The following is a 23645-nucleotide window of genomic DNA, read 5'->3' on the forward strand; positions in this document are numbered from 1 at the left end:
ATATTTTTAGTGTGGACAAATTTTAATAGGGTGTGAAGATAATGGGTGAAATAACAAAAGATACAGTAAATTCGATGGAAGAGTATATAAATAAAATTCAAGGAGTACTATCCAGTAGGGTAGTTGTAGAGAATGGTGAAATAACAGAAATTCACGTGTTGGCTGACAGTACAAGGAATGCAAAGCAGATTGCAAGAGATGTGCAATCTGTCATAATGGCGCAGTTTGGAATTGATATAAATCACAAGATTGTCAGTGTAGCGCAAATTGATACTGGAGAAAATCTCCAAGGAGAACAGAGGCTTGTTTTTTCAAGCTATTCATTTATAAATAATGGACTTACCAGTGAAGCAAGAGTTATCCTCACAAGAGGTGATGAGGTTTTTGAAGGATATGCTGAAGGACCTAATACTGCAAGCAATAAATATAAAATAATTGCCAATGCTACACTGGACTCTATTTCTAAGTTGATTCCCAAAAACCATTTATTTTTATTGGAAGATGTCGATATATTTAATATAGCAAAAAACAGGATAATAGTTGTAGGGGTTACTCATGTGACAAATAACCAGGAGGAACTCCTTACCGGGTCTTGTCTTATAAAAAAAGATGAAGGGGAAGCTGTGGTAAAAGCCACATTAGACGCCGTCAACAGGCGTGTAATGTCAATTACGTCCCGTTAGTTTTTTAACACCCAAACCGCTTAAAAGTTGCTTAGCGTAGCGTTACCTGAAGCCTAAGGGCAGAAAGTTTAACAGCAAAGGAGGGTTTCAGGATGAACAAAACGACACTTATAAAAATATTGTTAGTTTTAATGGCACTTGCATTAGCAGGAGGTGCAAATTATGCATGGGGTTAAGCGGTTTGAGGTGTATTTTTTAAAGTAAAAATAGGAGGTTTATTATGCTTAACAAAAGAGTAAAAATATATATTTCTACAATAACAGTATTGGGTTTGTCTTTTATTATTTATTCTATACTAAACACACCTATAAATAGAATTATAGATATAATTTTATTTGGGTTATTTGCTATTTTAGCTGAATCAATGCCAATATATGTAACAAAAGAAATTACAGTATCTGTTGCATTTGCAGTTGATTTAATGGCTGTACTTATTTTTGGCCCATATGAAGGTGCTTTGATTGCTGCTATAGGTATTGGTTTTCAAATTGGAAAACATATGGATGGTAGAGTAAGACATATATTTAATTTTCCTTATTATAAAACATTATTTAATATTTCTCAATTAGCTTTAAGTGTTGGCATTGCTGGTTTAATATATAAATATACTGGAGGTATTCCAGGTAATTACATATATCCTCAACACCTTTTATCTGCAATATTGGCAGCAATTGTATATTATATTTTAAATACGTCTATTATAGCAATATTATTGTCTCTTTTGATGAATAAATCCTTCATCTACATTCTCACAAAGGACTTTAAATGGGCAGTTCCAAACTTTCTTTTTCTTGCCTTTTTAGGTATAGTTATGTCAGAAGCTTTTGTAAGAATAGGGTATATAAGTCTCATTTTACTCTTCATACCCCTTTTTATGATTCGCTATATGTTTAAGCTTTACATGGACTCAAAGCAGTCTTATTACGACACAATAAATGTGCTTGTAAAGGCTCTTGATGCAAAGGATAAATATACAGCGGGTCATTCAAAAAATGTAGAAAAAATTGCGGCTTTACTTTGTAGAGAATTTGGTTTTAGTGAGTCTCACACTGAAATGGTGAGGATTGCAGCCCTTTTACATGACATAGGAAAGATTGGAGTAAAAGAAGAGGTTTTAAATAAGCCAGGGAAGTTAACTGATGAAGAATTAAGCATAATAAAAGAACATCCCCAAAAAGGCTATGAAATTTTAAGAGATGTTCCGGCTTTAAAGGAGGCCTCTCTATGGGTGAAATACCATCACGAGTGGTACGATGGAAGTGGATATCCCGATGGCATAAAAGGTGACGAAATACCATTGGAAGCGCAGATACTTTCCCTCGCAGACGTTTTCGATGCTTTAGTTTCAGACAGGCCCTACCGAAAGGCTTTTTCACAAGAGGAAGCTTATAAAATAATTTTAGAACATGAAAGGACGCAGTTTAGCCCTAAAATAATAAACGCCTTTAAAAAAGCTTTTGAAAAGAATAGGGAGGAGTTTAAGCATGATATTTGATTCACTTGGTGCTTCTCTAATTTACGGAACTTTAAGAAGAGGAAAAATCAGCGGAATTGCTGATATTGACATAAAAAAACCCAGCCTTTTTATAGCTGCTTTTGTTTTGGAGTTTGGCATGTTAAACCTTGCTAATAAGTTTCACGTCATTATGGAATACCGGTTTTATATCCACTTCTTTGTTTATCTTTTGCTTTTCATAGGATTGTGGTACAATAGAGATAACAAGTATTTTAGAATAATAAGCATTGGAGTGCTTTTAAATTTTATCGTTATATTTGTCAACGGAGGAAGGATGCCTGTCTCTGTTGATGCTTTAAAGGCAGCGGGACTTAATAATCTCATCCCTGACCTTCAGGCAAATAAAATTGCTACACATCAGGTTTTGACAAGTTCTACACGGTTAAAATTTTTAGCAGATGTCTTAGTGTTGCCGAAACCTTATCCACTGCCAAAAGCCTTCAGCATAGGAGATTTTATAATGGCAACAGGTACATTTTTACTTGTTACAAATGCAATGCTTAAAAAGGTGAAGAGTCATGATAGCGCAAGAAAGAAGGAACAAAATAGTTGAAATTTTAAAAAATGCTAAAGAGCCTATATCCGGCTCTGACCTTGCTAAAAGGTTTGGAGTGACAAGGCAGATTATTGTGCAGGACATAGCTATTTTAAGGGCTAAAGGGATTAAAATATTGTCTACCCCTCAAGGTTATATAATAGACATTGTAAAAGAAAACACTGTAAAAAGGGTTTTTGCTGTCAAACACGGATATGACAGGACAGAGGAGGAGTTAAATTTAATAGTTGACAATGGCGGAAAAGTGCTAGATGTAATTGTAGAGCATCCCTTCTATGGGGAGATAAAAGGCCTTTTAATGCTTTCTTCAAGGTATGATGTAAGTAAATTCATGGAGTTTGTAAAAGAAGGAAAAGCGACCCTTTTGTCTTCTCTGACGGATGGAGTGCATCTTCACACTGTTGAAGGGGAAAATAAAGAGGTACTAGATAGAATACAAAAGGTCTTAAAGGAAAAAGGCTTTTTAATAGAATAAGGATTTAACCACTTTAAAAATTTTTAAAAAGTGGTTATTTTATTATTGACAGGTGTATATACATCTGTGTATACTATAATTATGAAAGTTAAAGAATGGGGGTTTTAATGTGAAGACAAGAGAAATTACTATTGGAGGACTTTTAGCAGCATTGGCACTTGTTATACCATTGGCTTTTGGAGGAGTATTAGGGATAGTTATTCCACCTTTCTCAGCCACACTAGCATCTCATGTACCTGTAATGCTGGCAATGCTTATAAGTCCTGCAACAGCAGTATTTGTAGGTATTGTATCTGCGATAGGATTTTTAATAAAATTGGGACCTGTAATAGCAGCAAGAGCGGCGGTTCACGCAGTGTTTGGCTATGTTGGAGCTAAAATGATACAAAGAGGATATTCTTTTCCCGTGGCGTTAGCTGTTACACTTCCAATACATGCTGTTTTAGAAGCAATTGTGGTGATGCCTTTTGGATTTGATTTTTACAAGGCTTTTGTGGTTGTAGGAGTAGGGACAATGATTCATCACACAATAGATTCTGCAATTGCATTGGCGGTGTTTTACGCACTAAATCCTATCTTAAAGTCTAAAGCTGTGAACATAAAAAATTAACTTTTTAAAAGGAAACGTCTCATTTTGAGATGTTTTAGCTTGATAACAAAGTTAAAAAAATTATTTAAAGTAGATATTTTACATCGTTGCTCCGGAGTTCCAAAGCGACAAAGCTAAGCGCGACTTTCGGATTCCGGCAGGGTGCCGGGCACATTCGACGTCCTGTCTCAGGTGCCCGCCTCCGCCATCACAAGGCTACGGCCCTGCCTCCATCCTCAGTCTTGCTAAGCTTTGTTAGCGCTTTGTCACAAGTCGCAACTTATGTAAAATATCTACTTTACGAAAGTTTGTCATCAGCCTGAAACGCCTCAATTTTGAGGCGTTCTTTTTTGTGAAAATTGTATGAAGAGAGTGTAAAATATTCTTTAAAAAAACTGTTTTTTATTGTCATTGAGATTTCATAGTGATATAATATATAGTTGATTAATAACCTTAGAAGGTGATAAAAATGTTGAGCTTAGTTGAAAAAATATTTGGCAGCTACAGTGAAAGAGAAGTTAAGAGATTGGAACCAATTGCCGATAAGGTTTTGTCATATGAAGATCAAATGGCAAGACTTACGGATGCAGAGCTTAGGGCGAAAACAGATGAATTTAAAAATAGATTGAAAAATGGTGAAACTCTTGATGATATACTTCCCGAGGCTTTTGCGGTGGTAAGAGAGGCCGCTTGGAGAACTCTTAAAATGAAACATTTTAGAGTGCAGGTGATAGGCGGCATTGTCCTTCACCAAGGACGTATTGCTGAAATGAAAACTGGTGAAGGAAAAACTCTTGTCGCAACATTACCTGCATATCTTAATGCTTTAGAAGGCAAGGGAGTTCATATTGTAACTGTCAATGACTATTTGGCAAAAAGAGACCGCGATTGGATGGGCAAAATATACGAATTTTTAGGTTTAAGTGTTGGAGTGATACTCCATGATATGGGCCCAGAAGAAAGAAAAAAAGCCTACGCTGCAGATATAACATATGGGACTAACAATGAATTCGGATTTGACTATTTAAGAGATAACATGGTTATATACAAAGAAGACATGGTACAAAGAGAGCTCAATTATGCTATAGTGGACGAGGTAGACAGTATATTGATAGACGAAGCGAGGACTCCTCTTATCATATCAGGCATAGGCGAAAAATCCACTGACATGTATAAATTAGCTGACAGGTTTGTAAGGACCCTTAGAAGAGATGAAGACTACGTGGTTGACGAGAAGGCGAAAGCTGTAAGTTTAACTGAAAAAGGCGTTGTAAAAGCGGAAAAATTTTTTGGCATAAAAAATCTTGCAGATATTGAAAATATGGAAATTTCTCATCACATTAACCAGGCATTGAAAGCTCACGCCATAATGAAAAGAGATATAGACTATGTGGTAAAAGATGGTCAAGTCATTATAGTGGATGAATTTACAGGAAGGCTTATGTTTGGGAGAAGGTACAGTGAAGGCCTACATCAGGCTATTGAGGCAAAGGAAGGGGTTAAGGTAGAAAGAGAAAGCAAAACTTTAGCCACCATAACATTCCAGAATTACTTTAGAATGTATAAAAAATTAGCTGGTATGACAGGTACAGCTCAAACAGAAGAGCAAGAATTTAGGGCTATTTATGGATTAGATGTTGTAGTAATACCGACTAATAAGCCGATGATAAGAATAGACCATCCTGATGTGATATACAAAACAGAAGAAGCCAAGTTTAAAGCTGTTGTTGAGGACATTGTAGAACATCATAAAAAAGGTCAGCCTGTTCTAGTTGGTACCATTTCTATTGAAAAATCTGAAAAATTAAGCGCCATGTTAAAGAAAAGAGGGATACCTCATCAAGTATTAAATGCAAAGTACCATGAAAAAGAAGCAGAGATAATAGCACAGGCAGGAAGAAAAGGAGCAGTTACAATTGCTACAAACATGGCAGGCCGTGGTACTGATATCCTTTTAGGAGGTAATCCTGAATTTATAGCTAAGAAAAAGATGCATGAGGAGGGCTACTCAAAAGAAATTATTAACGAAGCTGCAGGATATGGCCCTGTTTCAGGCGAGGAAGTTAAAAAAGCCCGCGAGAGATATTTTGAGCTTCTTGAAGAGGCGAAAAAAGAGACTGAAAAAGAACACGATGAGGTTGTAAAGCTGGGTGGGCTTTACATTATAGGTACTGAAAGGCACGAAGCTAGGAGAATAGACAATCAGTTGAGAGGACGTGCAGGCCGTCAAGGTGACCCAGGAGAATCAAGATTTTATATATCTTTAGAAGACGACCTTATGAGACTTTTTGGCTCAGAAAGAGTAAAGAACATGATGGACAGTCTGGGAATTGATGATGACCAGCCCATAGAGCATAAGATTTTGACAAAACAAATAGAGCAGGCCCAGAAAAAGGTAGAGGGTATAAACTTTGACACTAGAAAACACGTTTTGCAGTATGACGATGTAATGAACAAACAAAGAGAGATAATATATGCCCAAAGGAGAAAGGTACTTGAAGGTGAAAACTTAAAAGAGTCTATTCTTGAGATGGTAAAAAGTATAATAGAGAGAAATGTTGAGATATATACTGCAGGAAGTAAGTATCCTGAGGAATGGGATATAAAAGGGCTTTTAGACCATCTTTACGACATGTTCCTTGAAAAAGACAGCGTGGTTATTGATGTTGATATAGATAGGCTTGACAAAGATGTCTTGACTGACATAATATATGAAGAGGCTGTAAGGCAATATGAGAAAAAAGAAGCGGAAATTGGTCCAGAGCAAATGAGGGAAATTGAGCGAATAGTTCTTTTAAGGGTTGTAGATACTAAGTGGATGGACCACATAGACGAAATGGACCAATTGCGTCAAGGCATAGGCTTAAGAGCTTATGGACAAGTGGACCCTCTTATTGAGTACAAAAAAATAGCTTTTGATATGTTTGAAGACTTGATACAAAGCATACAAGAGGATACTGTTAAATTCTTGTATCACATTCAAATTAATAAAGACAATATGATTCAAAGAGAACAGGTGGCGAAACCTATTTCCACTAATGTAGACGCAGAAGAGAAAAAACAGCCAGTTGTTAAAGGCAAAAAAGTTGGCAGAAATGACCCATGTCCTTGTGGCAGTGGTAAAAAGTATAAAAAATGTTGTGGTGCCAATATAAAATACTAAAAAGGAGAGATGCAGTTTGTTGCAGGATTACAAAGCAGAAGTTTCAAACATGATTGAAGAAATAAAAGAAATGGGGGTTTCTCTTTGACATAGAAAGTGTCAAAAGAGAAATAGAAGAAATAGACAAAAAGATGTCTGATCCTGCTTTTTGGAGCGATATAAAAAAGTCACAGGAATTAGCTAAAAAACAAAAAGCCTTAAAAGAACTTTTAGAAGAGTACAATTCTCTTGTGTCAAAATGGGAAGACTTAAATACACTTATTGAATTGGGTTTAGAAGAAGGGGATGAGTCGATAACTGACGAAGTAGACAAGGAATACAAAGAGCTCAAGAAAAAGTTAGAGGATTTAAAGATAAAAACACTATTAAATGGCCCCTATGATAAAAACAATGCCATACTTTCTATTCATGCAGGTTCAGGTGGTACAGAGGCTCAAGATTGGGCTGAAATGCTACTTCGCATGTATACAAGATGGGCTAATGACAAAGGTTTTGAAGTAGAAACCCTTGACTATTTGCAAGGAGAAGAAGCAGGAATAAAAAGTGTCACTCTTATGATAAAAGGGCCTTTTGCCTATGGATATCTTAAATCAGAGGCGGGTGTTCACCGCCTTGTGAGGATATCTCCTTTTGATGCGGCAGGTAGAAGGCATACTTCATTTGCACTTGTGGAAGTACTTCCTGAATTAGAAAATGATATTGAAGTGGAAATAAGGCCTGAGGATTTAAAAATTGACACTTATAGGGCTTCGGGTGCGGGAGGACAGTATGTAAATAAGACGGAGTCTGCTGTAAGGATTACCCACCTTCCAACAGGCATAGTGGTTTCCTGTCAGAGTGAAAGGTCTCAGATTCAAAACAGAGAAACTGCCATGAAAATGCTTAAAGCTAAACTTTTGGACCTCATGATGAAAGAGAAGAAAGAAAAAATCGAAGACTTAAAAGGAGAGCATAGAGAGGCAGCATGGGGCAACCAAATAAGATCTTATGTCTTCCAGCCCTATACTCTTGTAAAAGACCACAGGACAAATTATGAGGTGGGAAATGTTCAGGCAGTGATGGATGGGGAAATAGATGGATTTATAAACGCTTACCTAAAGCAAAAATCACAAGGGATATCTTAAAAGGTATCCCTTTAAATTTAATCTATGTATTTTGCGAGAAAGGAGTAAGTCATGAATAGGATAAAGGATATATTAAAGAAAGAATTTGGATTAAAAGACTTTCAAGTGGAAAATACAATAAAGCTTATTGATGAAGGAAATACAATTCCTTTTATTGCAAGGTACAGGAAAGAAGCGACAGGAAGTTTGTCAGATGAGGTTTTAAGAAATTTTTATGACCGACTTACATATTTGAGAAACCTTGAAGAGAAGAAACAGGATACTATAAGGTTAATTGATGAACAGGGAAAACTGACAGAGGAGATAAAAGCAAAAATAGAAAATGCCACAACTTTACAAGAAGTAGAGGACATATACAGGCCTTTTAGGCCAAAAAGAAGGACAAGGGCGACCATTGCGAAAGAAAAAGGCTTGGAACCTCTTGCAAAGGTTATTTCTTCAAATGATGTAACAGATGGGGATGTAAAGGAATACGCAAAGCCTTATCTTAATGAAAATGTTCCAACAGTTGAAGAAGCATACCAAGGAGCAATGGATATAATTGCAGAGGATATATCTGATGACGCTGATATAAGGAAATACATAAGGAGTTTTACATGGAATAACGGAATTATAGTGACACAGGCATTAAAAGAGGAGAGGTCTCCTTATGAGATGTATTATGACTATAAAGAAGCTGTAAAGACAATACCGCCTCATAGGATTCTTGCGATAAACAGGGCAGAAAGGGAAAAATACATATCTGTAAAAATTGAGATAGATAGTGAGAAAATAATAAATAGGCTTATAGAATCAAAAGTAAATAAAGCTTCAATATTTGCAGAGTATTACAAGAAAGCAATTGAAGATTCCTACAAAAGGCTTATTGCGCCTTCAATAGAGAGAGAGATAAGGAATGCTCTTACGGAAAAAGCAGAAGAAAAGGCAATAATAGTTTTTAAAGAAAATCTAAAAAGTCTTTTACTCCAGCCGCCAATAAAAGGACATGTTGTTATGGGATTCGACCCTGCCTATAGGACAGGATGTAAAATTGCTGTTGTAGATGAAACGGGAAAACTTTTGGACACTGCTACAGTATATCCTACTCCTCCTCAAAATGATTTTGAAAATTCTAAAAAGGTTTTAAAAGAGTTAATAGAAAAATACAATGTCACTTTAATCGCTTTGGGAAATGGAACTGCTTCAAGAGAGAGTGAAATGTTTATAGCAGAGCTTATAAAAGAACTTTCAAGAGAAGTAAAATATGTGATAGTGAATGAAGCAGGGGCATCAGTCTATTCTGCTTCTCCAATAGGTACAGAGGAATTTCCTGATATAAACGTAAGTTTAAGAGGAGCTATCTCACTGGCGCGAAGGCTTCAAGACCCATTGGCAGAGCTTGTAAAAATTGATCCAAAGTCCATCGGGGTAGGACAGTATCAACACGATGTAGACCAGAAAAAACTGGGAGATGCTTTAAACGGTGTTGTAGAAGATTGTGTAAACAGCGTAGGTGTTGATTTAAACACTGCATCAGTATCTCTTTTAAAATACGTTTCAGGGATAAATGCTGCTATTGCCAAGAATATTGTTGAATATCGAAACCAAATAGGCAAGTTTACAAATAGGGAGCAGCTTAAAAATGTAAAAAGATTAGGAGATACTACTTTTACACAATGTGCGGGTTTTTTGAGAATTTTGGACGGTGACAATATCTTTGACTCAACAGCAGTTCACCCAGAGAGGTACGAAACCTTAGAAAAGCTTTTAGAAAAATTTGGGTATAAAAAAGAAAAATTAGATAGAAAAAAGTTAAAAGACTTTGCTAATTCTTTAGAAGAATACGGATTAGAGAAGATTTCAGAGGAATACGATATAGGACTTCCTACTCTTTATGACATAGTTTCAGAGCTTAAAAAACCTGGAAGAGATCCCAGAGAGGATTTGCCTAAGCCAATTTTGAGGTCTGATGTAATGACTATAAATGAGCTAAAACCAGGCATGGAACTTATGGGAACAGTTAGGAATGTCACTGATTTTGGCTGCTTTGTAGATATAGGGGTTCATACTGATGGGCTTGTTCATATTTCTGAGATGTCTCAAGGCTACATAAAGCATCCTCTTGATGTGGTTTCAGTGGGAGACATTGTAAAAGTGAGAGTTTTAAGTGTTGACATTGAGAGAAATAGAATTTCTCTTTCAATGAAATAAAAAAATTTTTTAATTAGTACCCCCTAAAAATTTATTTCTTCCTCCGAAATTATATAGTGAAAATAAGGTAAATCAAACAAAGGAGGAAGAAGAGTATGAAGAAAATATTAGCTTTTGTGCTTATGGGGTTACTCGTTTTTTCTTCTGCTTTAACAGTCTATGCAAAGCCAGATAAGGCGAAACATGAGCTAAAAATTAAAACAGAAACTAAATTAGAGGCAAAAGGAGAAACTAAAAATAAGGTAGAAGCCCAAACGCAGACAAAATTAGAAGCTAGCGTGAAAGCTAAGGAATTTAAAGGGAAGGTATCTGTCAACAAAAAAGAGATAAAATTTGACACACCTCCAGTGATAAAAGAAGGAAGAACCTTAATCCCTGTGCGGGCTATAATGAATGGTTTTGGGGCAAAAGTGGACTGGGACGAAGAAACCAATACAGTTACTATTACAAAAGGCGATATAACAATTCAACTTGTTTTAGGTGAGACAAAAGTTTTAGTAAACGGTAAAGAAGTTACTTTAGACGTTCCGGCAATGGAAATAAGCAATAGAACATTTGTGCCAATTAGATTTATATCTGAGATTTTAGGGGGAAAAGTAAATTACGATAAAAAAACAGGAGATATAGAAATTGAAGAAGAGAATCAAACGGAAATAGAAAATAATTCTGAAGAAAGTACAGTATCTCAGGATGTGTACGGAAATACAAATGAGACAGTTACAAACAGTGTATACGGCACCGAATGAAGATGTAGAAAGCAATGATTAAAAAATGCCAGCATTCTAAATGCTGGCATTTTTATTTTGTTATTGTTTTGACTATTGTTTTGTTCATCTTGTCGTGTTATAATTATAATAAAAATAACATCCTTAAAAGTATACTCTATATACATTAACTTCGTCACATTTGTTAGTGTTTTAAGCGAAGGAGGGGAGATTTTGTGAAAAGAATTACGGCTGTAGTATGGCATAGTTATGCAACACTTCTAAGAAAGGTGAGTGAGGAATTAAAAGGAGTTTTGGATGTAAAAGTTTATTCAGCACGCCTTCTTGAAGAAGGGAAAGAAGATATTGATGAACTTTATAAAGAAATGGAAGAATCAGATTTGCTGTTTTTCTATCGATCATCGGGAGAAAGTGTATGGACGGAACTGGAGTCCAAAGTAAAAACCATGAATAAACCGGTTGTTTGTACTGCTTTTGACCCTACATTTTGGTCCATGTCAAATGTTAATATAAGCATACCTGCAAAATGTTATGCTTACATGACACAGGGAGGTAATGAAAATTTCCTCCAAATGTTTTTGATGCTGGCAGCGGAAGTACTTGGCTTAAATGTTTCTTATTCAGAACCAAAGGAATATCCGTGGGAAGGGATCTATCATCCTGATGCTTCAAAAATCTTTTCTTCTGTTGAAGAATATTTTTCTTGGTATAAAATACACAGAAAAAATAATATAGCGAACAAAAATTTTACCCAAATACCAACAGTAGGTTTGCTCTTTGCACGCAGTTATTGGGTAAATAATAATACAGCTGTAGAGGACATGTTGATACGTACCTTAGAAGAAAAAGGATTGAATGTTATACCTGTTTTCTGTTATTCCGTGAAAGATGATGGACTTGGTACAAGAAGTGCCGGAGAGGTTGTACGGCAATATTTTATAAAAGAAGGAAAACCTTTAATCAATGCCTTGATAAAACTTATGTCTTTCTTTTTGGAAAGCAGTAAGCAGGAGTTTGATAAGAAAGAAACAGCTTCTAAAGGTGTATCCTTGTTACAAGAATTGGGGGTGCCTGTATTTGAACCGGTGGTATCTTATTATAAGACAATCGAGGAATGGCAAGAAGATCCTCAAGGTTTGAATACGGATATTTCGTGGACAATAGCGATGCCTGAGTTTGAGGGAGTGATAGAACCTATATTTATTGGAGCAATCGAGCGAAAAGATGGCTTCGAGAGGCGGGTACCAGTGGAAGAAAGGATAAAAAAGCTGGTTGATCGCATAAACAAATGGATAATGCTTCAGTTAAAGCCTGTTCAGGCAAGAAAGGTAGCTTTTATACTTCATAATAATCCTTGTGCATCTGTGGAAGCAACAGTTGGAGGAGGAGCAAATTTAGATACTTTAGAAAGTGTGGCTCGTATACTGAGTTGCATGAAAGAAAGGGGTTATGATGTAGAACTCCCTGCTGATGGCAAAGAGTTGATTAAAACAATTATGGAAAGAAAAGCTATATCTGAATTCAGATGGACAACCATTGACGAGATTGTTAATAAAGGCGGAGTGATTAAATTCATGGATGTGGATGAATATTGCCGCTGGTTTGATACATTGGAACCAGAGGTTAAAAAGCGCATAACAGAGGCATGGGGTAATCCGCCAGGGGAAGAAATGAATGGTGTTCCAGCGGCAATGGTTTATGATGGGAAGATTGCCATAACCGGTGTAAAACTTGGCAATGCCTATGTGTGTGTACAGCCCAAGAGGGGATGTGCAGGTTCCAGGTGTGATGGACGGGTTTGTAAGATACTGCATGACCCTGATATTCCACCACCCCACCAGTATTTGGCTACTTACAAATATCTGGAAGAGCAAGTAGATGTAATTGTTCATGTAGGAACCCATGGTAATCTTGAGTTTTTGCCAGGGAAAGGAGTTGCACTGTCACAAAATTGTTATCCAGACATTGCTATTGGTAATATTCCTCATTTATACATATATAATGCGGATAATCCTCCAGAAGGAACTATTGCCAAGAGGAGAAGTTATGCTACTCTTGTTGATCATATGCAAACTGTGATGACACAGGGAGGGCTCTATGATGAACTTGCCGAGCTTGATAGATATATGGAGGAATATGAAAAGGCTAAAGTTGCGGATCCTGCAAGAGCCCATGCATTAAAGCATATGATAATAGACGAAATAAAGCGGACAAATCTTGACAAGCAGATACCGCTGGAAAACGCTCATGATTCTTTTGAAGAAGTAGCTGAAAGGGTTCATGCTTTGCTTTCGGTAATCAGGAATACACAGATTCAGGACGGGCAGCATATATTTGGGGATATCCCTGAAGGGGAGCGGCGTGTAGAGTTTATAAATTCTATTATGCGTTTTGATAGTGGCAATGAAGTTTCTTTGAGACGTGTCGTAGCAAGGCTTATGAACTTAGAGCTTTCTGAACTTCTCAGTGATCAGAGTAAAATTTGTTTAAAATATGGTAAATCCTATGGGGCTCTTTTGGAAGAAGTTGATAGAGTTTCTAAAGCCTTTTTAGCTCATCTTATTGAGGGTATAGAGATAGATACAAATCTTGCAAGAGAGGTATTGAAAGAAAAGTTTGTTTGTGAAGAAGCTTTGAAAGATTTAAATGCTCTTTTGCCACGGGTAATGGACTTAAACGAAAGGGTTGAAGCTTCGAAAGAGATAGATGCTCTCTTGTCTGGTTTTGAAGGTAAATACATTCCAGCAGGACCGTCGGGTTTGATTACAAGAGGCAGAGATGACGTTTTGCCGACAGGCAGGAACTTTTATTCATTGGATCCTTACAGAGTTCCTACTAAAGCAGCATATGAGGTAGGAAAACGTCTTGCAGAAAAGGTGATAGAAAAGTACTTGAAGGAAGAAGGGCGTTATCCCGAGAATATTGCTATATACTGGATGTGCAATGACATCATGTGGGCTGACGGCGAAGGATTGGGGCAGATGCTTTACCTTTTAGGTGTACGCCCAAAATGGTTGCCAAACGGCCGGGTAAGTGGTATTGAAGTGATTCCACTTGAAGAACTTGGACGACCGAGGATTGATCTAACAGTTAGGGTTTCAGGAATTACGAGGGATAACTTTCCAAATTGCATTGAATTGTTAGATGAAGCTATTCAGACTGTTGCTGCTTTGGATGAGCCCGAAGAACAGAACTTTGTCAGAAAACATACGCTTTCCCAATTGAAGGGTAGTAAAGGGGAGGAAGCATGGAGAAATGCCACATTAAGGATATTTGCTTCTAAACCTGGCACCTATTCTGCAGGCGTTAATCTTGCTGTTTATGCTTCGGCATGGAAAGAAGAAAAGGACCTTGCAGATATCTTTGTTTATTGGAATGGATATGCTTACGGCAAGAACACATTTGGCAAAGAGGCTTTCAAAGAACTTCAGTCAAGTCTTAAAACAGTGGATGTGACTTATAACAAAGTTGTATGCGATGAATATGACCTTTTTGGTTGCTGCTGTTATTTTGGTACTCATGGTGGTATGACGGCAGCGGCAAGGGTGGCTTCCGGAAAGGAGGTGAAAACCTACTACGGCGATACCAGGGAACCCGAACATGTTGAAGTGAGAACCTTAGCGGATGAAGTGCGAAGGGTTGTAAGGACCAAGCTTTTAAATCCAAAATGGATAGAAGGACAGAAACGGCACGGCTATAAGGGAGCGAGTGACATTTCCAAGCGTATAGGGCGTGTTTATGGCTGGGAAGCGACTACCCAAGAGGTAGATGATTGGATTTTTGATGATATTGCGAAAACCTTTATTCTCAACAGAGAAAATCGACAGTTTTTTAAAGAAAATAATCCGTGGGCAATGGAGGAAATAGTCCGCCGTCTCTTAGAAGCTGAGCAAAGGGGATTGTGGAAGGCTGACCCACAAGTATTAGAAAGTTTAAGAGAAACGTATCTTGAAATAGAAGGTTGGCTGGAAGAAGACATGGGTGACGTAAAGGGAGAGTTTCAAGGCGGTGCCATTGATATCCTCACAGCGGAAGAAGTTTCTGATTGGGGAGCCAAGATGAAAGAAGTCAAAGCAAAGCTGGGAGAGGAAAATTAAAAATCTTGAAGGAGGGTTTTATAATGAAAAAGAAGATTTGCTTTTTGATGATTTTTGTTTTACTGATGTCTTTGTTGCCTGCTTTTGGACTTGCCAATCCGGTTAAGGCTCAGGAAACACAGGTTTATTTAAACGGTGTAAAAATAAATATGGGGGATGCTTTACCCTGCATAGTGAATGGACGCACAATGGTGCCTGTAAGGCTCTTTTCTGAAAACCTTGGTGCAACGGTAAAATGGGATAATACTACACAGACTGTAACAATACAGAGCGAAGATGTCAGTGTAAAATTAATCATTGGCAAAAAGGAAGCTGTTGTAAATGGCAAAAACAAAACACTTGATGCTGCACCTATGGTTATCTCTGGAAGGACGATGGTTCCATTAAGATTTATAGCGGAAGCCTTCGGTGCTGTTGTGAAGTGGGACAAAGAGGCGTCTAAGGCAGTAGTAGTTTGGAATGTTAAAATCAAGGATTCTACAGGAAATGACGTGACAGTACCTGCAGGCTTGAACAGATTAGTGGTTTTAAATACTGATGCAGCAGAGTCCTTGCGTATTTTACAAATTCCTGATGAGTTCATAGTTGGTGTGAGTGATACTGTAAAAACAGATCCTTATCTCGGTTTTGAAAACAAAGAGAGTGTGGGAAGCTGGCAAAAACCTAATTTTGAAAAGATTCTGTCAGTAAAACCTCAGGCAGTTATCACTTATGGGAAGTGGCCTGATACAACATTGGAGGACAATTTAAAACCTGCCGGTATAAAGGTTATAAGGCTTGACCTTTATAAACCCGAGACATATGACAATGACCTCAAAACATTGGCTAAAATATTTGGAAGGGTAAAGACAGCCGAGGAGTTTATACAATGGAAGGCAAATAAAACAGCCGTTGTAGTAGACAGGGTAAAGGATTTGAAACCAGAAAATAAGGTTAAGGTGTTTGGAATATGGAGTAGTTCTCTGACGGCAACCACATGGAAAACCTTTGCCCAAAACACTGCTGTTCATCAAGGGTTGGAATCAGCTGGTGGAATCAATGTTGCCCGTGATATGAAGGATTACCCAGAAATAAGCCCGGAATGGGTTTTAGAAAAAAATCCTGACAAAATAGTTATAGGTACCTACGATAAGGATGTAATTGGGTATAGTGTAAAAGATAATACGAATGTTTCAAAATTAAGAGATAGTGCTCTCGTTAATCCTGTTATAAGTCAAACTAATGCAGGGAAGAACAAAGAGGTCTATATAATTTCTACTAAATTGTTCGGAGGAAATAAAACATATTTGGGGAGCCTTTACCTTGCCAAGTGGTTATATCCTGATCGATTTAAGGATGTCAATCCTAGTCAAATTTTGAAAGAGTACTTTGAAAAATGGCTGGGGATACCTATGAAAGGCGTATGGGCTTATCCAGAGCCATAAAACTGCAACGCAGAGGTGAAAGTATTTCGTGCCTAAATATCGAAAAGGTTTGTTAAAATTACTACTATTGTGTTTGATAACATGCATTTTTAGCTGTTTTGGGTTGCAAGTGGCATCGGGTGCAGGAGGTAATTCTCCTACACCCGATGAATATAGTTCAGGCTGTCATTTAGCTCAAGTAAAGATTGCAGAAATATTTCGGCATAACGGTAGTTATCCTTATTCCATAGCAGTAAAAGTAGGAGAAAAAGATGCGATAAATCGTGCAGGTGTAAGTCTTTCTGTTGCTATGTATGCCTTAGGTGTGAAGCCAGTATGGGATGCTGCTGGTAATATAATAGGCATAGAGGTTATTGATACGGCTGACTTGGGAAGGCACCGTATTGATGCTTTTATAGTAATAGATAAAGATGTTTCCAAAAATTTCTATTCTTCTCTTATGTTGATGGACCGGGCATATCGCAAAATTTTAGCGTGTTCATACAATACACTGATTGAGAAATATCCAGAACTTAAAGATTCCTTAGATAGCACTTTAAAACCACTGGGCAATTATGATAAAGGAAATGAACCATTAGAAGAAAACCCTATGGCTCTTCATTGGGCAGAAGAAGTAAAAACATTTTTGTCAAAGGGATATGATTCGACTTCTGCAGGGGAAATGTCAATAAACTTAAGAAAAGTTGATTCTGATGAAAAAGCACTTCCTAAAGATGCCGAGGTCATAAATGCTTCTATTCAGGGTAGTACAAATACTATGGAGATAATATTCGGCAACGAGACTGGAAGTGGTACAGGTTCGGGAAGTGGTGCAAGGACAGACAATGAAGCTGCTTCAAAAGGTGTATTGACTGCTTCTTCTAAAAACGATGAAAAAAGCGAGAGTAAGAAATTAGGAAACAAAGAGGGATATGCCATAGAAACAAAACCACAGGCTCCATCGAATGCATCTCAAGAAGCAAATCTTCAGGACAAATCCATTTCGAATCAAAAAGATACAGGTAAAGAAAGCAGCAGTGGTGGAGGTGGCGGAGGTTCAGGAACCGGACATGTTTATGAAGTTACTGTAGAAAATCAGCAGATTCCCCAAAAAAATCCGACATATTCTACTTTTGTATATTTATTTATACCATTAACGCTGATAACTGGTATGATATACCAGAATAAAAAAGGATATTTGAGGTGAAGTAAATGATTTTGAGTCAAACATTGCATTGTATAGCCCAGAGTTTGCTTATACCGGTTATTGTATTTTTGTATATCTTTTTCTTATGGAGTCTTGTAGAACTGGGAAGTTTTTCGGTGGAAAGTGTACGTAGAAAGAGAATGTCTGCTGACAGGCTTATAACTTATTTCAGGAATATTTCTGATTTTAATGACCTTGAAAAATTTATTGAAGAGAGCGAATTACCAAAAAGAGGGAAAGAGATATTGAGCCAGATTTTTCAAAATAAGGACCTTTCCGCAGACTCCATTTATGTTCTCAAGAAAAAATTAATTGAAGATGAGGAAATAAGGGCAACTAAGGTATTAGAAAAAACCGATATAATAGCAAGACTCGGTCCTCTTGTAGGTTTGATGGGTACATTGATACCATTGGGACCAGGACTTACAGCGATGGCAAATGGTGATATGAAATTATTAGCCGAATCAATTAGTGTTGCCTTTGACAATACGGTAGTGGGTATGGGAGCAGCAGGTATATCCTATGTTATTTCAAGGATAAGAAGAAGATGGTATGAGGAATACCTTAGTACATTGGATGAAATAGCCAATTTATTTATAGAGGTGATAGTTGATGAAAAGGAAAACGAGCAACTTGTCACGCCTTGAGGCAGAAAGCGAAGAATTTAATCCTATGACCTATGTTGTTAATCTTGCCGACCTGATGCTTGTGTTTGCTTGCGGATTGATAATCTCCCTGATGCTCAACGGGAATCCAGGGAAGATTGTAGGGAAGATTGTACAGATCAAAGAAATTACCAATCAGAGTGAGAATATAAAGGGACAAGCTATAGAAGGAAAAGGCGATTTAGAAAAACTTGGAGAAGCTTACAAAGATAATAAAACAGGGAAAATCTATATTATTACAAAATAAGAGGAGGAATTTAAAGATGTATTATCCATTCAGTGCAATAGTTGGGCAAAAATTGATGAAAAAAGCCCTGATTTTAAATGCTATAAATCCCAAATTAGGTGGAGTTTTAATAAGAGGAGAAAAAGGAACAGCTAAATCTACTGCAGTTCGTGCTTTGGCGGAACTTTTACCAGAAATAAGAGTTGTAGAAGGCTGTCCCTTCGGTTGTGATCCAGACAACCCAGCCCAGATGTGTACAAACTGCAGGGAAAAGTGGGAAAGGGGAGAAAAACTTCCAGTAACAACTCGAAAGATGCGGGTAGTAGATCTTCCAATAAGTGCTACAGAGGATAGAGTTGTGGGTACACTTGATATAGAAAGGGCAATAAAAAAAGGGGAAAAATGCTTTGAACCGGGTGTTCTTGCAGAAGCAAACAGAGGAATTCTTTATGTGGACGAAGTTAATCTTCTAGATGACCATGTAGTGGATATATTATTGGATTCTGCGGCAATGGGTGTCAACATTGTAGAAAGGGAGGGAGTATCCTTTTCGCATCCCGCTAATTTCATTCTTGTAGGGACAATGAATCCAGAAGAAGGGGATTTAAGGCCACAGCTTTTAGACAGGTTTGGGCTTTGTGTATCAGTAGAGGGGATAGACGATCCATCAGCCCGTGTAGAGATAATAAAAAACCGTCTTGCCTTTGAAGAAGACCCGGCAAAATTTGCTGAGAAATGGGAAGAGAAGCAGGAGGAATTAAGGCAAAAAATTTTCAGTGCCAAGCAACTTCTTCCTCATGTCCGTGTTGATGATAAAATGCTTGAGCTGATAGCTCGAATTTCTCTTGATATGGGAGTAGATGGCCACCGAGCTGATATAGTTATGATGAAAACAGCAGCAACTATTGCAGCTTATAAAGGGAAGGAGTTAGTAGAAGAGGAGGAAGTGAAAGAGGCTGCAGAGCTTGTTTTACCTCACAGAATGAGGAAGAAGCCCTTTGAGCAATCACAAATGGATAAGGAAAAGTTAGAACAGATATTAAAAGAACAGCAAAAGCAGCAGCAAAGTCAACCAAAACCGCAAAATCAACAGCAGCAACGCCAACAAGAACAGCAACGCCAACAACAACAGCAGCAACAAGAAGTTGAAGGAGAAGATAAAAAAAAACTGATAAATCTGTAGAAGAAGAGGAGGGAGAAAATAATAACGGTTCAGAGGAGCAGGTATTTGAGATAGGAGAGGAATTTTCTATCAAAAGGATTATGTTTTCAAAAGATAAAAATTTAAGAAGAAAGGGTTCAGGGAGAAGAAGTCTTACAAGAATTAATAGCAAGAAAGGAAGGTATGTAAGAAGTAAATTTTATAATGAAAACAATGACATAGCCTTTGATGCTACATTGAGAGCGGCTGCTCCTTACCAAAAAAGCCGCAAAAAAGAAGGAGTTGCAATTTCAATTAAAGAATGGGATATAAGAGAAAAGGTGAGAGAAAAGAAGATTGGTAATTTTATTGTATTTGTTGTAGATGGAAGTGGATCAATGAATGCTAATCAGCGGATAAAAGCTGCAAAAGGGGCAATTGTTTCTCTTTTACTTGATGCTTATCAAAAAAGAGATGAAGTTGCAATGATTGTATTTAAAGGAGAAACGGCAGAAGTAGTTTTACCGCCGACATCTAGTGTAGAACTGGCATATAAGCTGATGGAAGAACTGCCTACAGGAGGAAAAACACCCTTGGCTGAAGGGTTATATAAGGGGCTGGAAGTTATAAAAAATGCAAAGTACAGAAATCCTGACATATATCCCATAATTGTATTGATTTCCGATGGCAGAGCTAATGTAAGCAGGGGTTCTAAAAAACCTATTGAAGAAGTTAAGGAAATGGCATTGTTGATAAAAAAAGAAGAGATAAAATCTATTGTCATTGACGTGGAAAAGGACAATTTCATAACTTTTGGACTTGCCAGAGAAATTGCAAATCTAATGGATGCAAAGTATTTTAAGATTGATGACCTTAAAGCTGAGAAAATAATAGATGTTGTAAAACAATCCCTGTATGTGTAGATAAGAATATTTCTTGAGATTTAATCAATAAGATACAAAGGAGATAAAATAATTTGTTGACAGTAAAAAGTTTTTTAGTATAATCTTAACAAAATGAGGAAATAAATGTAGAATCAGGATTGAGATCAAGAAGATCTCCTTTTTAAAGGTAAGAAACCAGAAAAAAGGAAGAAGACCTTGAGGAGTGGGGGAAAATTGAAAAATGCTGAAGCTGGTACCTATACACAGGAATATCAAGCTGTAATGATAGAACTGAAAAACGTGATTAAAAAGTATGGTTGTGTAACAGCTGTAGCTGGAATAAGTTTCCAGGTTTTGCAGGGAGAAATTTTCGGGCTTTTAGGTCCAAATGGGGCAGGGAAGACTACCATCATCCGCATGCTTACCACCCTGCTTAAACCAACATCAGGTGAACTGTATGTAGCCGGTTACTCGGTGACCAGAAACCCGGTAGAGGTCAAACGTCGTATTGGCGTAGTGCCTCAAGTTAACAACTTAGAACGGGAACTGACCGGACGGGAAAACTTGGTTTTACATGCTATGTTGCATAAAATGTCTCGTATTGAGCGGGAAAAAAGAATAAAAGAATTAATAGATTATGTAGGACTGTCATCTAAAGCAGATCAACAGGTACAGAACTATTCAGGAGGTATGGCACGGCGTCTTTTAATTGCCCGTGCATTAATGCATCGTCCGCCCATACTTTTTCTGGATGAACCGACTATCGGACTGGATCCACAGACACGGCGTAAGATCTGGGATCTGATCCAATTGATGAACAAGGACGGAATGACGGTGTTACTGACTACTCATTATCTCGAAGAAGCTGACAGCTTATGCCATCGGGTGGGCATCATCGATTATGGACGGATTATTGCATTGGGTACGCCGTCAGAGCTCAAGGAAAAGCTGGGCCGGTATTGTGTGGAGTTTCTGAATGAACAAGGCACTGAACGGCACTTCTTTGCCACTATTGACGAAGCTCGTGAGTACGCAAGGACAAAGGACTGCGACACAGTGGTACGGCGCACCAATTTAGAAGATGTTTTCGTGGAGTTGACTGGTCATGAAGCAAGAGAATTGTCCTCAAAATAACCCAAAGTTTATCAGCATCGAGCCGTCAGGAATTTGTGCACTCAAGCGCATGTTCATGAATTGTATGGACTGGGTGCCCATCGTGGTGGCCATGGGACTGGCCTGGCGACGGCGCTGGTGGCGCTTTATCATTGGTGGTATCAACCGTCCGCTCATTTTTGTGCTCCTTTTTTTCTGGAATCTGGGTGGGCATACAGTAAGTGCTGAGGACAGCTATCTGGGATTTTTGGTGCCTGGTTTAGTGGTGATGGCAGCAGTGTCATCAAGCTATTCTGATCTTGTTAACTGGTTTGTTTTGAGACGTACTTTTTACCGTGTGCTGGACGAATACATGCTGGCCCCCATTTCTTACAGTTCTCTTTTAATCGGACACGTGCTGGGAGCTGCAAGTAAGGGGTTTGTCTTAGCCCTGTTACTATTTCTGTTCGTTCGCATTTTTGTGCATGGATTTTTTATATCGCTGTATTTTCTTGTTCAGTTGTTTGTCATTTGTCTGACTTTTGCCTGCTTAGCCGTTGCCGTAGCTATGGTTGCTGGGAGTGATAAGGATACTTTGATGTTTACTAATTTATTTATATCGCCAATGACATTTTTCTGTGGTACTTTTTTTCCGGTAGAGCAATTGCCTGGACTACTGTTACACTTAAGCTGGAGCTTGCCTTTGACAGCAGCCACTTATAACTTGCGCTCACTTGCACTGACTGGTACTGGGCATGTGGATTGGTTTTTACAGAGCCTGGGCTGGCTGACCGGATTTTGCCTTATGGCTTATTTCTTGTTGAAGAGGAAGGTTAATAGTTGAAGATATCAGACTATTTGTCAGGTAGTTTAGGTTGAAATTACCTATTGTACGGGAGTTGTCAGGATATGCAGAGGTGAGAGGAGGATATTTTTGACTAATGGTTTTTATTCTGGTAGTGTAGAAAGAGTTGCTTTCTCTCCACCAAGCTGGTACCCCATTATTTGGGAAGAGATGATCTACTGGCGAAACCATTTTTGGCTCTATCTGGTTATGTATATGCTATCTCCTGTGATTTTCCTGCTTTCTTTTGGCTTTGGTGTGGGGCGTTGGATGCGAATGGCCATGCCAGGTGGTATAAGCTATTTGGAATTCTTAATACCGGGAGTAGTGGCTCTAACTCTGTTTAACAATGGAGTGACGTCAGTAATAATACGCATGTTTTATACGCGTATTCACTTCCAGACTTTTGAATCCTATCGACTTGCCCCGATAGGTGAAATTTCCCTGTGTATAGGATATACCCTGGCTGGTGCTATGCGTGGACTGATAGCCGGTTTGATTACGACGGCAATGGCATTTATGTTTATCCCTGCATTGAAACTTAAGTGGGCTTTTTTCTGGGCGATGCTGTTGGTATCTTTCTGTTTTGGCGCCATGGGTGTCTTTATTGGATTATGTTTACGCTCTTTTGACGATCACGCCCTGGTCAGCGAGTTTATACTGGTACCCATGACCTTTTTGAGCGGAACTTTAATTCCGATTGAGCGTTTACCCGGTTTCTTGCAAGATTGTGTCTGGTTATTTCCTCTTACTCCAGCTGCCCAGTTATTGCGTTCTACGCTATCTGTAAGAGGAGTGGATGCCGGGCAGGCAGCTTTGGTGGGAGTATGGGGCTTGGCTTTTTTCTTGCTGGGGTGGTGGAGGTTAAAGGAAATGTAGTAATGTAATTCTGAGAAAAAGGTTTTGTTTATTACATAAATCTGTCTGTGAAAGCGTAACGCACGGGTAGGGTGTATGGGTTACCCAGTGAGCATTAATTTGCAAATTTAAGTTAACTATGAGAGGAGGTGATATGAAAGAAAGTAAAGTTCAGATGAGGGAAAACTCAGGAGAAGGGAATCAAGA

At 38.0% G+C, this 23645-nt stretch carries 18 protein-coding genes and 1 pseudogene; all 19 read left to right on the top strand.

Going from position 1 to position 23645, the window contains the following annotated elements:
- Positions 1 to 41 precede the first annotated feature (41 nt).
- The 19 genes and pseudogenes from TKV_RS02455 to TKV_RS02540 all read left to right on the top strand — a co-directional run bounded on the left by TKV_RS02455 (position 42) and on the right by TKV_RS02540 (position 23459).
- Complete coding sequence (locus TKV_RS02455) at positions 42 to 683, top strand: hypothetical protein (RefSeq protein ID WP_009051739.1); 642 nt, start codon at positions 42 to 44, stop codon at positions 681 to 683.
- Positions 684 to 903: 220 nt separating this feature from the next.
- Entirely contained in the window at positions 904 to 2178 is a 1275-nt protein-coding gene (locus TKV_RS02460; RefSeq protein ID WP_049684614.1) for an HD-GYP domain-containing protein, read from the top strand.
- Positions 2168 to 2752: a DUF5317 domain-containing protein gene (locus tag TKV_RS02465; protein ID WP_049684615.1), complete on the top strand. Its 585-nt coding sequence runs from the start codon at positions 2168 to 2170 to the stop codon at positions 2750 to 2752. Before TKV_RS02460 ends, TKV_RS02465 begins: the two co-directional genes overlap by 11 nt.
- Positions 2718 to 3230 carry a transcription repressor NadR gene (locus TKV_RS02470; RefSeq protein WP_049684616.1) on the top strand — a complete coding sequence of 171 codons (513 nt, stop codon included), beginning with the start codon at positions 2718 to 2720 and terminating at the stop codon, positions 3228 to 3230. Before TKV_RS02465 ends, TKV_RS02470 begins: the two co-directional genes overlap by 35 nt.
- A 109-nt stretch (positions 3231 to 3339) precedes the next feature.
- Positions 3340 to 3840, top strand: coding sequence for a hypothetical protein (locus TKV_RS02475; protein ID WP_049684617.1), 501 nt, complete (start codon positions 3340 to 3342; stop codon positions 3838 to 3840).
- A 448-nt stretch (positions 3841 to 4288) separates the two neighbouring features.
- Positions 4289 to 6982, top strand: coding sequence for a preprotein translocase subunit SecA (gene secA, locus TKV_RS02480; protein WP_049684618.1), 2694 nt, complete (start codon positions 4289 to 4291; stop codon positions 6980 to 6982).
- 16 nt (positions 6983 to 6998) lie between these two features.
- A protein-coding gene (gene prfB, locus TKV_RS02485; RefSeq protein ID WP_006569101.1) for a peptide chain release factor 2 occupies positions 6999 to 8106 on the top strand; the annotation gives its coding sequence in 2 pieces (ribosomal slippage) (positions 6999 to 7067 and positions 7069 to 8106; 1107 coding nt in all).
- 51 nt (positions 8107 to 8157) lie between these two features.
- Complete coding sequence (locus TKV_RS02490; RefSeq protein WP_049684619.1) at positions 8158 to 10296, top strand: Tex family protein; 2139 nt, start codon at positions 8158 to 8160, stop codon at positions 10294 to 10296.
- Between the two features lie 95 nt (positions 10297 to 10391).
- A pseudogene (locus TKV_RS02495) lies at positions 10392 to 11064 on the top strand (copper amine oxidase N-terminal domain-containing protein).
- 172 nt (positions 11065 to 11236) lie between these two features.
- On the top strand, positions 11237 to 15118 hold the full coding sequence (cobN, locus tag TKV_RS02500) for a cobaltochelatase subunit CobN (RefSeq protein ID WP_049684620.1): 3882 nt from the start codon (positions 11237 to 11239) through the stop codon (positions 15116 to 15118).
- Between the two features lie 23 nt (positions 15119 to 15141).
- The gene (locus TKV_RS02505) at positions 15142 to 16542 is read left to right on the top strand and encodes a stalk domain-containing protein (protein ID WP_049684621.1); all 1401 of its coding nucleotides are present in this window, start codon (positions 15142 to 15144) and stop codon (positions 16540 to 16542) included.
- A gap of 73 nt (positions 16543 to 16615) precedes the next feature.
- Positions 16616 to 17728 (top strand): cobaltochelatase subunit CobN, encoded by a 1113-nt coding sequence (locus tag TKV_RS02510; RefSeq protein ID WP_158506589.1) that lies wholly within the window; start codon positions 16616 to 16618, stop codon positions 17726 to 17728.
- Between the two features lie 5 nt (positions 17729 to 17733).
- Positions 17734 to 18375 (top strand): MotA/TolQ/ExbB proton channel family protein, encoded by a 642-nt coding sequence (locus TKV_RS02515; RefSeq protein ID WP_049684623.1) that lies wholly within the window; start codon positions 17734 to 17736, stop codon positions 18373 to 18375.
- Positions 18341 to 18640: a DUF2149 domain-containing protein gene (locus TKV_RS02520; RefSeq protein ID WP_049684624.1), complete on the top strand. Its 300-nt coding sequence runs from the start codon at positions 18341 to 18343 to the stop codon at positions 18638 to 18640. Before TKV_RS02515 ends, TKV_RS02520 begins: the two co-directional genes overlap by 35 nt.
- A gap of 16 nt (positions 18641 to 18656) precedes the next feature.
- Entirely contained in the window at positions 18657 to 19802 is a 1146-nt protein-coding gene (locus TKV_RS13115; RefSeq protein WP_173402318.1) for an ATP-binding protein, read from the top strand.
- An 80-nt stretch (positions 19803 to 19882) separates the two neighbouring features.
- Positions 19883 to 20683, top strand: coding sequence for a vWA domain-containing protein (locus TKV_RS13120; protein ID WP_173402319.1), 801 nt, complete (start codon positions 19883 to 19885; stop codon positions 20681 to 20683).
- A gap of 195 nt (positions 20684 to 20878) precedes the next feature.
- The gene (locus TKV_RS02530) at positions 20879 to 21778 is read left to right on the top strand and encodes an ABC transporter ATP-binding protein (RefSeq protein WP_236617311.1); all 900 of its coding nucleotides are present in this window, start codon (positions 20879 to 20881) and stop codon (positions 21776 to 21778) included.
- Positions 21750 to 22580, top strand: coding sequence for an ABC transporter permease (locus TKV_RS02535; RefSeq protein ID WP_049684625.1), 831 nt, complete (start codon positions 21750 to 21752; stop codon positions 22578 to 22580). The genes TKV_RS02530 and TKV_RS02535 overlap by 29 nt, the downstream gene beginning before the upstream one ends.
- Positions 22581 to 22670: 90 nt before the next feature.
- Positions 22671 to 23459, top strand: a complete 789-nt coding sequence (locus TKV_RS02540; RefSeq protein ID WP_049684626.1) for an ABC transporter permease — start codon at positions 22671 to 22673, stop codon at positions 23457 to 23459.
- Positions 23460 to 23645 lie beyond the last annotated feature (186 nt).

The organism is Thermoanaerobacter kivui (genome assembly GCF_000763575.1).
Taxonomy (GTDB): Bacteria; Bacillota; Thermoanaerobacteria; order Thermoanaerobacterales; family Thermoanaerobacteraceae; genus Thermoanaerobacter; species Thermoanaerobacter kivui.